The sequence below is a fragment of the Fusibacter paucivorans genome (genome assembly GCF_018390735.1).
Taxonomy (GTDB): domain Bacteria; phylum Bacillota; class Clostridia; order Peptostreptococcales; family Acidaminobacteraceae; genus Fusibacter; species Fusibacter paucivorans.
On record NZ_JAHBCL010000057.1, the window covers coordinates 1 to 10303 of the forward strand.

Here is a 10303-nt window from a genome sequence, read left to right on the forward strand (position 1 = left end):
TCAATACATATATGCTACATGTATTGTAACAAATGACTACGGCAAAACAAGTGATCTATTTCATCGTGGCATTGACAAAGACAAAGAGCAAGGCAAAGTCAAATCACGTGGGCTAAAACAGCAATGAAGCAGCAGGGGAAGCGAAATGATTTGTTTCAAGATGGAACTTTGTCTCCAGTGGGGACGAAGTTAGAAAATCCGACTTTGGAATTGAATCAGTTGGTCTGTTCTTATGATGATTCGGGAAAATGGGAATTAGGCAGTCAGCCATTAGAAAAAGAAAGAGTACGGACAGATGAATTGTTGGCAAGACAAATAGGAGAAAGCAGAAATCAGATTGCAAGATATATTCGTCTTACCAATCTGATACCGAAGATTCTGGATATGGTAGATGAAGATAAACTGGCATTTCGTTCCGCAGTAGAACTGTCTTATCTGTCAGAAGAAGAACAGTATGAACTTCATGCAGTTATGGAACTGGAGCAGGTCATTCCGTCACTGTCACAGGCAAATCGGATGAAACGTATGAGCCAGTCAGGGAAGTTAGATATGGATATGCTCTATGAAATTCTTGGTGAGGAGAAACCAAATCAGAGGGAAAAACTAAAGATTTATGCAGATTCATTAGAAGGTTATTTTCCATCTGATTATACGCCAAAACAGAAAGTGGAACTGATAGAAACGCTTGTAAAAGAATGGAGCCTAAATCAAACTAAGACAAAGACAATGGAGAAGAAGGGAAGATAATTATTATGAATGAAAAGAAATCATTATTTGATTCCATGGGAATTCAATATGAAGAACGAGAAGGATTATTTTATCCAGTATTTACAGAGGTAGAAACACAAGAGGCAATTTATGTTGGAAAGTATGGACATCTATGGATGAATTTTATGAAAGAGAATCATCCAGATCGTTATCGTCATTTATATCGATTTGGAAAATTAATGACAAAAGCAACAGAGGTTGATGAGGAAGCTTATCAGATGCTGGATTCTATGACGGAGAAGTATATTAAAAGTCATCCGCCTAAAGATTCCAGTTCCACCATGGAAATGTGGAGACTTCGGGAAGATGCGAAATGTATTGCTGAAGAGAGTATTTTTCAAGACATTGTCAATCAGTTTCACTAATGGGAGGGATTTTATTTATGAATGAGAGCTTAAAGATAGCAGGAAATCAGAATTGTTTTATGGGAAAACCAAAGCAATTAGAAATTACAACAACACCGAATGGTAAAGGAGAAGAACAAATGAGAGATTATAATATGAATGGAACTTTAATTATTGGCTGTGACCACGGTTACGGCAACATTAAGACAGCTCATTTTTGCTTCAAAGCATCCGCCGAAGCAAGTGAAACAGCGCCGATTTTTAGCAAAGATTATGTGAAATATGAAGATAAATATTATGTAATATCAGAAGGGCACAAGAGTTTTCTGGCAGACAAGATTGCAGATGATGATTATTATATCCTGACGCTGGCGGCGATTGCAAAAGAACTGGAACTTCGAGGACTGCATGAGGCAAAGATTCATCTGGCAGTAGGACTTCCGTTGAAATGGGTAAAGGCACAAAGAGAATCGTTTAAGTCGTATCTGCTTCGCAATCGCTACGTGGATTTTGAATATCGGGATAAGAAATATCTGGTAGAGCTTGTCGATTGTACGGTAATGCCACAGTGCTATTCTGCGGTGGCAGAGACATTAAAAGAATTTACTGGAATTAATATGCTTGTTGATATTGGAAATGGAACCATGAACATCATGTATCTCAATGACAGAAGGGCAATGGAGAATAAATCATGGACGGAGAAATTCGGAGTTAATCAGTGTGCAATTCGAATTCGCAACAAGGTATTGGATGAAACAGGCACCAATCTTATGGATGATGTGATTGAGCGTTTTCTAAGAACAGGAGTAACCAAAGTAGATGAACCTTATAATTCTTTGATCATAAATGCAGCAGCAGAGTATGTGGCTGAAATATTTGCGAAACTGAAAGATTATGAATATAACGATAAGCTCATGAATCTGCATATTATGGGTGGTGGTCATAAGCTGGTAGAAACCGTCGGAGAGTATAATCCAGATAAGACCTTCTTCATCACAGATATCTGTGCAACGGCAAAAGGATACGAGTATTACTGTTATATGGGACTTCGCAGACAAAACCAGAATCGTTAATCAGAAAGATTTCTGATAAATTGATACGGTTAAAATCTTGTGAGAAAGGAGTTTTCAATGATTAGGAATACGAATATCCGATTCTATGAGGAAGAAGAGGAAGACAAAAGGGCATGGGAAATCTTACATGCCCTTGATAAGAAACAATTTAAGTCCCAGAGCAAATTCGTGGTGCTTGCGATACTGGATTATTATGAAAAATGCATAAGGCAGGAACAAGATCCCTACTTTGAGACAAGAGAAAAAGAAGAGGCTTTTTCAGACAGAATCGTAAAGTCAGTGGAAGAGAAAGTGCTTAGTAATCTTCCAGCACTGATCGGGAATTATGTGATGTGTATGCAACAGATTTCTTTTCAGAATGGTGTTACAATGGGACAGCTAGCGGGAGTAAATTCTACAGGAATATTTCCTACAACAACTTCTACTGGTGCAATAAATACATCGGAAGTAGTAGTGAAAAGTGATTCCGATGATTTGAGTAAAGAATCAGATTATGAGATTGAGGAAAACGAATTCCTTGATTTTGGAATGATGGAATAGGTTTGATTACAAGAGTGTTACCAGAAATGGAAGAACGGCTACACATGATGGTCATTTTGGTAGCAGATATTTTAAGGAAAGATAATAGAAATGATATGGTTACAAATGGATATGGATTTGTAGCCATATTTAATATATTGGGTGCAAAAGAGACAGAAGGCAAATTTTATGCTGTTCTGTCTTTTTTTACGCCTTTTTTACAGACCAAAGGCTGTAAATATACAAGGGTCTTAGGGATGGAATCCCTAACAAGATAAGGGTGCGTCAGCGCCCGATAGGATTTCGCAATGCGAAACCCGTATCTTGCAAATAATCTCAGCACTTATCTTACATTGGAAAAGTGTTCAGGATGTAAAGCACGTAAACAATTATTTCAAGAAGGAGAATACGATTATGGGAAAAAGAAAAGTAGGTATGGCAAGACAAAATAGAACCATTCGATTATCGGAATCAGAACTACAGAAATTAGCAGAGGGGGCAAAAGCGGCAAGGATGTCAGAAAGTGAATATGTCAGACGCTTAATTATGCATGGTGGTGTTGACGCAGATTATATTCGTGATCGACAGAACATTATCAGACAGATAACAGGAGTTGCTACGAATGTAAATCAGGCAGTCAAATGGGCAAATGAAAATAAATATATTCCACAGAGCAGAATTGATCAGATGTGTATGCAATTAGGTGTGATTCTAGGTTTGTTAAAGGAGTTGATTCAATTATGGCGATAACCAAGATTATGAATATAGGAGCTGGAAAAAAGGGGAAAATCACAAATCATCTGAAGCATGCTTTGGATTATATTATGAATGAATCCAAGACAGAAAGCGGTGTTCTAGTTGGTGGGTGGAATTGTGTTCCAAAGTTTGCATTTGAACAGATGGTTGGAACAAAAGAATTATATGGAAAGATGGGAGGAAGGCAAGGATATCATTTCGTAATATCCTGCCCGCCAGGAGAAGGTACGCCTGAACAGTTATTAGAACTCATGAGGGAATTTGCACAGGAGTTTTTGGGAGAGGATTATGAGGCGGTGTATAGTGTTCATGCGGATAAAGAGCATTGTCATGGGCATTTAGTTTTTAATAGTGTGAATATGAATACAGGTAAGAAATACGAATATAAGAAGGGAGACTGGAAACATCAGATTCAGCCGATTACAAATCGTTTATGTGAGAAATACGGTCTTTCAATAATGCCAGCAGAATACAGCAAAGATCCAGTGAATATGAATCGAAAACAGTGGGAAAAGGAACAGTCTTGGAGTGGATTTATTGAAGCCGATGTGAAATATTGTCGTGGTGTAGCAGATGATTATGCGCATTTTATTTATCTGTTAGAGGAATTAGGATACGTCTTAAAACAAGGTGCTCATCTGGCTGTTAAAGCAAATAAAATGAAACGATTTCGGAGATTAGATACTATTAGTGAGGAGTTTTCTAAGGAAAATCTGCAAGAGTTTTTTGATAAAGGAAGATATCAATATGAGTCACCGAGGATATTAACACCTGATGTTAGGTATTTGCCAAAGCCAAAGAATTCTTATCAGCAGAAGTTTTATGGAAAGATTTATCGCATGCGTGTGGTGGAGAAATGCAGATTCCAGTATAAATCAGCCTGTTTCAAAGAAGACTTGGAGCGGATGCATATGCTACAGGAGGAGTACTTATTTCTTTGCAGAAAAGATGTAAAGAGTGTTACGGACATAGCAGGTATTATAGGACTGGCTAAGTATGATTTAGAACGGTTGACAGAGAAACAGAAATCCTTGTATCTGGAGCGAGCGGAGATTAAGAGAAAGTCAACTAATAATCATGATTGGGATTCTATTATTTCTACAGAACCAGAATATCGGAAGAAACTGGATGACATTAAACTGGAAAAGAAGAGACTAAAGAAAGAAATCAAGATTGGAGATCGTTGTTTGAAAGAAATACTTTATGTTGATCTTTTTGTTCCAGAGGGTGTTGAAATTGGAAATGTGTATGATGTGAAAGTGCCTAAAAAGCCTTGGTATTTGAAGAAAGAGGAAAAGAAGGTTCTTAATGAGACGGTGGATGGTAAGGACAATGTTGCAGAAAGTAAGGATTTCTCTGATTGTGGAAATTGGAGTTCAAATGATTGTTATGAGCTTATTACCGATAATAAGGAACAGACATTCAAAGCGGGTTCTGGTGCAAAAGTAGCGGTTACCGAGGAAGCTGATCCAGTTAGTGAATATTCTAATAAAGAAGTTGATTTTACTTCTGAAATTGTAGAGAAAGCCGAAGAAACAGAAGAACAGGAGCAAGTTGTTACAAAAGAAATCTATGAAGTTATGACAGATAAAGAAAAGGCGGAATGGATTGGAATTGATAGTAATGATATGCTTGTTTCCATTAAACAATTCCATGAAAAACTTAAGTCAATTGGAATTACTTATCAGTATATTTCAGATGAAACAGAAGAGTATTGTAGGCTAGAAGAAGCGATTAAGAAAAACAGTGAACCAAGCTGGTATTATCGAAATCAGGATAAAAGAAGATAAAGAGCACATCTACTTACGGGAAAGTAAGATTAGTCGCCGCGCTAATCTTAGTAACTGTTGCTTGGGTTGTTACATTATTATTTTTTACCATATAAGACTCTCTTTCCGCACTGAATGAAACAGTGCTGATGCAAATTAATAAAGTAGTGAGAATTTTTATGGCAGCTAATTTGACTTTACCCGGCAGAGTTTTTAACTCTTCCGTAAGCAGATGTATAAATACAGTTTATCACAGATTCATAAAATAGGACTATGGAAAATTATAAGAATATAGTTTCGAGAAATCAAAATTGCATTTGTAATTGCGAAACAAGTTTGATACAATATTATTTAGTGGATTTTAATGTTTTTTGTAAAACATGGAGGAAAATAAATGTCAGAAAAACAAATAAAAATCAGTTACAAACCGCTGTGGAGATTACTACTTGAAAGAGACATGACTAAGGTGGATTTAAGGAAGAAAACTCAAATTGCGCCAAGTACTTTTACAAAAATGTCAAACAATGAGCAGGTATCTTTGGATATTCTGGCAAGGATATGTTTGGAACTTAAATGTGGATTTGATGATATTGTTGAGATAAGTCCTGAAAATGGGACAGGTAAAACCGTATAATTGATAAGTAATGTAAAATTGTTCGAAATATATCTTAATAAATGAGATAAAAAAGTTAGAAAAACATAGATAATCAGCAGAAAGGAAAAGCTTATGGGGAAGAGAGACTTATCGGAAGAAGATATAAAGGCAAGATACATAACGCCAGCAATTACAGATGCTGGATGGGATATAAAGAAACAAGTTCGTTTAGAATATGCATTTACTGCGGGTAGAATTATTTTAAGAGGAAATGTTACCGCTAGAGGTTCGAAGAAAAGGGCTGATTATGTTCTGTTTTATAAGCCGAATTTTCCATTGGCAATTATTGAAGCGAAAGACAATAATCATCCAGTTGGAGCAGGATTACAACAAGCAATTGAATATGCAAAAGCTTTAGATATTTATTATGTCTATGCTTCTAATGGAGATGGATTTGTAGAGCAAAATTTGATTACAGGAGAAGTGAAAAACCTTTCTTTAGAGGATTTCCCTTCACCAGAAGAGCTATATCAAAGATTTTGCAAAGACAAAAATGTTGATTCAAGTGAAGAAAAGGTATTGTTGGAGCCATACTATTATGTTCCAGGATATAAGAAGCCAAGATATTATCAGAGAATTGCAATTAATCGAACAGTGGATGCTGTTGCAAGTGGGAAAGACAGAGCACTTCTAGTCTGTGCTACTGGAACAGGAAAAACTTTTATGGCATTTCAGATTATTTATCGATTATGGAAAGCAGGTATTAAAAAGAAAATTCTATTCCTTGCAGACCGAAATGTGTTGGTAGATCAGACCATATCAGGAGATTTTAAACCTTTTGGTGGAAAGATGACAAAGGTAGCAAATAAAAAACTGGATAGCTCTTATGAAATATATCTGGCATTGTACCAGCAGTTATCAGGAGATGATGGAGAAGAAACATATCTTCAATTTCAACCTAATTTCTTTGATTTAATTGTTATTGACGAATGCCATCGTGGAAGTGCTAAGGAAGAGTCTGCATGGAGAAAGATTCTAGATTATTTTTCTTCGGCTACACAGGTTGGCTGTACTGCCACACCAATTGAAACAAAAGAGGCATCCAGCCAGACTTACTTTGGAGAAGCTATTTATGAGTATTCACTTAAGCAGGGAATTGACGATGGATTTTTAGCCCCTTATAAAGTGATTCGTGTAGGGCTTGATAAAGACTTAGAGGGATATCGCCCTGAGGGTGGAAAAGTCGATGATAACGGGTATGAAATAGAAGACAGAGAGTATAATGTCAAAGATTATGACAGAACCTTAGTTATTGAACAACGTACGAAAGTGATTGCTGCTAAGATTACTGAATTTTTAAAGAAGACAGATCGCTTTAGTAAAACTATTGTTTTCTGCGTAGACATTGAGCATGCGGAACGTATGCGTCAGGCACTTATTAATGAGAACAAGGATTTGTATACACAGAATGATAAATATATCATGCGTATAACTGGTGATAATGATGAAGGAAAATCCCAACTAGAATATTTCATCGATGAAGAAAGTACATATCCAGTCATTGCCGTAACAAGTAAACTCATGACAACAGGTGTTGATGCAAAAATGTGTAAACTGATTGTACTGGATAATAACATCAATAGTATGACGGAATTCAAGCAAATTATTGGTCGTGGAACCAGACTTCTTGAAGACTATGGAAAAACGTATTTTACAATTATGGATTTTAGAAATGCCAGCAGATTATTTGCAGATCCAGCTTTTGATGGAGACCCAGAAGTGGTAATTGATGTACCAGGTGATGTAGAAATTCCAACTGGGAATGAAGATGGTGAAAAACCAGATAATACAGAAGGTACAGATAGTAATTCAGGCGGAAGCGGAAGTGGTTCTGGTACCGATGGTGGTTTTGACGATGATGATAGACCTAAGAAATATTATGTTGGGGATGTTTGCGTAAAAGTATTATCTGAACGAGTTCAATATGTAGACAGAGATGGGAAGTTGATAACAGAAAGCCTAATTGATTACACAAAAAAGAACATCTTGCAACAGTATGCAAGATTAGATGATTTCTTGAAACGATGGACAGAGGCTCAAAAGAAACAGGCAATTATTGATGAATTAAAGGATGAAGGTGTGCTGTTAGATGCAGTAAGAGAAGAAACGGGTAAAGCTGAACTGGATGACTTTGATTTGATATGTCATCTCGCCTATGACAAAGCACCTTTAACGAAAATAGAAAGAGCAAATAATGTGAAAAACGTCATTATTTGTATAAATACTCTGAGTTAGCACAGCAGGTATTAAGTACCCTGCTTGAAAAGTATGCCAATGAGGGAATTAAGGAAATTGAGGAAACCAAAGTGCTACAGCTTCAGGAATTTGCTAAGTATGGAAGTCCAATGAAGATTGTAAAAGAATTTGGTGGAAAAGAAGCTTATCAAAAAGCAATAAAAGAATTAGAAGACGAAATTTATACAGCATAAAAATCAGCAAGCTTAGCTTGCTAAGAAAGTAGGATAAGTAAATGGCAATAACTAATTTTGTGAAAAGAATACAGGATGTAATGAGAAATGATGCAGGTGTAAATGGTGACGCACAAAGGATTGAACAGATTGTATGGATTCTTTTCCTTAAAATATATGATGCAAAAGAGGAAGAATGGGAACTGGTAAATGAGGAATATTTCTCTATTATTCCAGAAGAATGTAAATGGAGAAATTGGGCTGTGGATAATAAAGATGGAGAAGCACTGACTGGAGATGCTATTCTTAACTATGTGAACAACACCTTATTTCCAACTCTTAAGAATCTAGAGATTGATGATGTAACTCCTATGAATCAGGTTATTGTAAAATATGCTTTTGAAGATGCAAATAACTATATGAAAGATGGGGTATTACTGCGTCAGGTCGTAAATATCATTGACGAAATAGATTTTACAGAATACGAAGAAAGACATGCATTTGGAACAATCTATGAATCCTTTTTAAAAGATTTGCAGAGTGCAGGAAATGCAGGAGAATTCTATACACCAAGAGCAGTTACGGATTTTATGGTAGAAGTAATCAAACCAAAACTAGGTGAAAAAGTAGCAGACTTTGCTTGCGGTACTGGTGGATTTCTTGTATCTGCATTAAATGCTTTTGAAAAGCAGGTGGGGAATTCTCTTGAAAATAGAGAAATCTATAATAACTCTATCTATGGTGTAGAGAAGAAAGCGTTGCCACATATCCTTTGTGTTACAAATATGTTATTACATGACATTGACAATCCAGACATCATATCTGGTATTACTCAAAATATCATATAGACTTTCCAGACACCCTCCTAACAATTTTCCTCTTACAACCCCTTGACCCTGAATTACGTCAAAGCCTCTTACTTCTTCATGCAGCACGCGGCTCGTACCAATTGCATTCTCTGAAAAATCGGTTCGTTCTTCATACCAGTAAGGACTAGATAATATTGAAGTTTTCTCTTTTTTCTGAAAGTATTGCAAAAAAAACTTCCTTTGTGTATGGAAGCATATCATGATCTAATTCTGCTAAATCACAGATAAAGGTTGGTCCATAAAAGCTTGTCATTCCAAGCTTATAAAACATTAGGTGATTGATTGTTGTATCGGAAAAGCCCGTAAATAACTTTGGAGTATTCCTTACGCTATCGATAAATTCCTTATCTTCAAGTAAATATGGTAACAGTCGATAGGTATCATCTCCGCCAATCGCACAGATAATTCCTTTGATTTGCGGATCCGTGAAAGCTTCCTTTAAGTCCTGCGCCCTCGCTTCTGGATGTTCATTTAAATATGTAATACCCTTTAATGAATTTGGCATAAAAACTGGTACTAATCCAAATTCCTGTAGCCTCTTTTGTCCTAAAATTAAATTATGCTTCGCAAAATCTTCTCCAAGCATACCACTTGATAGACATACAATAGCTACCTTGTCTCCTACTTTAAGTTCTTTTGGTTTTCTCATCTGCTGCCTCCAATCTATAGTAAACTATATTGCAGTCTGTACCCGATAAAATTCTTTCAGTTCTTCTTTTTTCTCAGGGCTTAACTGAGATTTCTTTATTCCCTCAATCGCTCCCTCTAACGCGTAAAGGCGATGTATACAAGCTGAATCATCTATTTTCTTGATTCTTAACCAAGCTTCTTTGCTTCCAATCTGCATTAACTGATCTTTCGTTGTAATTCCTACCTCATTTAATTGGCGTTCCACTTCTTTTCCAATATTGAATAAATTCGCTAATTCTCCCATTTCACACACCTCCTTTTTAACATGATATGTTTTAGCATACATGGATAAAATAAAACGAAAGGGCAGTTACCTGCCCTTTCGTTTTTCTTGGTGTGCCCGGTATGGGCGTAATCTAACGGGTGAGAGTCCCTAACACACCCTGGTAGTGGGAAGTGTATAGCTTAAGGCAAGGGTGTCCTTGGCGACGAGGAATCTGAAGAAAGCCGGC

Annotated in this window: 11 protein-coding genes and 1 pseudogene; 10 read left to right on the plus strand and 2 right to left on the minus strand. The window is 36.5% G+C overall.

Annotated features, from left to right (window positions below; all coding sequences use genetic code 11):
- Positions 1 to 123: 123 nt before the first annotated feature.
- The 10 genes and pseudogenes from KHM83_RS18895 to KHM83_RS18940 all read left to right on the plus strand — a co-directional run bounded on the left by KHM83_RS18895 (position 124) and on the right by KHM83_RS18940 (position 9140).
- Positions 124 to 747, plus strand: a complete 624-nt coding sequence (locus tag KHM83_RS18895; protein ID WP_246543206.1) for a hypothetical protein — start codon at positions 124 to 126, stop codon at positions 745 to 747.
- Between the two features lie 5 nt (positions 748 to 752).
- Positions 753 to 1133 carry a TnpV protein gene (locus tag KHM83_RS18900; protein ID WP_213238596.1) on the plus strand — a complete coding sequence of 127 codons (381 nt, stop codon included), beginning with the start codon at positions 753 to 755 and terminating at the stop codon, positions 1131 to 1133.
- Positions 1134 to 1150: 17 nt separating this feature from the next.
- Positions 1151 to 2185, plus strand: a complete 1035-nt coding sequence (locus KHM83_RS18905; RefSeq protein WP_343213178.1) for a ParM/StbA family protein — start codon at positions 1151 to 1153, stop codon at positions 2183 to 2185.
- A gap of 57 nt (positions 2186 to 2242) precedes the next feature.
- The gene (locus KHM83_RS18910) at positions 2243 to 2725 is read left to right on the plus strand and encodes a hypothetical protein (RefSeq protein WP_213238597.1); all 483 of its coding nucleotides are present in this window, start codon (positions 2243 to 2245) and stop codon (positions 2723 to 2725) included.
- A gap of 26 nt (positions 2726 to 2751) precedes the next feature.
- On the plus strand, positions 2752 to 2982 hold the full coding sequence (locus KHM83_RS18915) for a hypothetical protein (RefSeq protein WP_213238598.1): 231 nt from the start codon (positions 2752 to 2754) through the stop codon (positions 2980 to 2982).
- A gap of 136 nt (positions 2983 to 3118) precedes the next feature.
- Complete coding sequence (locus KHM83_RS18920; RefSeq protein WP_213238599.1) at positions 3119 to 3454, plus strand: plasmid mobilization protein; 336 nt, start codon at positions 3119 to 3121, stop codon at positions 3452 to 3454.
- Positions 3445 to 5250 (plus strand): relaxase/mobilization nuclease domain-containing protein, encoded by a 1806-nt coding sequence (locus KHM83_RS18925; RefSeq protein WP_213238600.1) that lies wholly within the window; start codon positions 3445 to 3447, stop codon positions 5248 to 5250. Before KHM83_RS18920 ends, KHM83_RS18925 begins: the two co-directional genes overlap by 10 nt.
- Positions 5251 to 5623: 373 nt before the next feature.
- Positions 5624 to 5863: a helix-turn-helix domain-containing protein gene (locus tag KHM83_RS18930; RefSeq protein ID WP_213238601.1), complete on the plus strand. Its 240-nt coding sequence runs from the start codon at positions 5624 to 5626 to the stop codon at positions 5861 to 5863.
- 93 nt (positions 5864 to 5956) lie between these two features.
- A pseudogene (gene hsdR, locus KHM83_RS18935) lies at positions 5957 to 8313 on the plus strand (EcoAI/FtnUII family type I restriction enzme subunit R).
- A 41-nt stretch (positions 8314 to 8354) separates the two neighbouring features.
- Entirely contained in the window at positions 8355 to 9140 is a 786-nt protein-coding gene (locus KHM83_RS18940; protein WP_213238602.1) for a class I SAM-dependent DNA methyltransferase, read from the plus strand.
- Positions 9141 to 9285: 145 nt separating this feature from the next.
- Here the strand turns inward: KHM83_RS18940 and KHM83_RS18945 are convergent, their stop codons facing one another.
- Together KHM83_RS18945 and KHM83_RS18950 are read right to left on the minus strand one after the other, a co-directional pair.
- Complete coding sequence (locus KHM83_RS18945) at positions 9286 to 9810, minus strand: LD-carboxypeptidase (RefSeq protein ID WP_246543207.1); 525 nt, start codon at positions 9808 to 9810, stop codon at positions 9286 to 9288.
- A 24-nt stretch (positions 9811 to 9834) separates the two neighbouring features.
- Positions 9835 to 10095: a TfoX/Sxy family protein gene (locus KHM83_RS18950; RefSeq protein WP_213238603.1), complete on the minus strand. Its 261-nt coding sequence runs from the start codon at positions 10093 to 10095 to the stop codon at positions 9835 to 9837.
- Between the last annotated feature and the right edge of the window lie 208 nt (positions 10096 to 10303).

Coding starts and splice junctions, on each gene's coding strand:
- KHM83_RS18895 (WP_246543206.1), top strand. CDS start 124: ATGAAGCAGCAGGGGAAGCGAAATGATTTGTTTCAAGATGGAACTTTG.
- KHM83_RS18900 (WP_213238596.1), top strand. CDS start 753: ATGAATGAAAAGAAATCATTATTTGATTCCATGGGAATTCAATATGAA.
- KHM83_RS18905 (WP_343213178.1), top strand. CDS start 1,151: ATGAATGAGAGCTTAAAGATAGCAGGAAATCAGAATTGTTTTATGGGA.
- KHM83_RS18910 (WP_213238597.1), top strand. CDS start 2,243: ATGATTAGGAATACGAATATCCGATTCTATGAGGAAGAAGAGGAAGAC.
- KHM83_RS18915 (WP_213238598.1), top strand. CDS start 2,752: ATGGAAGAACGGCTACACATGATGGTCATTTTGGTAGCAGATATTTTA.
- KHM83_RS18920 (WP_213238599.1), top strand. CDS start 3,119: ATGGGAAAAAGAAAAGTAGGTATGGCAAGACAAAATAGAACCATTCGA.
- KHM83_RS18925 (WP_213238600.1), top strand. CDS start 3,445: ATGGCGATAACCAAGATTATGAATATAGGAGCTGGAAAAAAGGGGAAA.
- KHM83_RS18930 (WP_213238601.1), top strand. CDS start 5,624: ATGTCAGAAAAACAAATAAAAATCAGTTACAAACCGCTGTGGAGATTA.
- KHM83_RS18940 (WP_213238602.1), top strand. CDS start 8,355: ATGGCAATAACTAATTTTGTGAAAAGAATACAGGATGTAATGAGAAAT.
- KHM83_RS18945 (WP_246543207.1), bottom strand. CDS start 9,810: ATGAGAAAACCAAAAGAACTTAAAGTAGGAGACAAGGTAGCTATTGTA.
- KHM83_RS18950 (WP_213238603.1), bottom strand. CDS start 10,095: ATGGGAGAATTAGCGAATTTATTCAATATTGGAAAAGAAGTGGAACGC.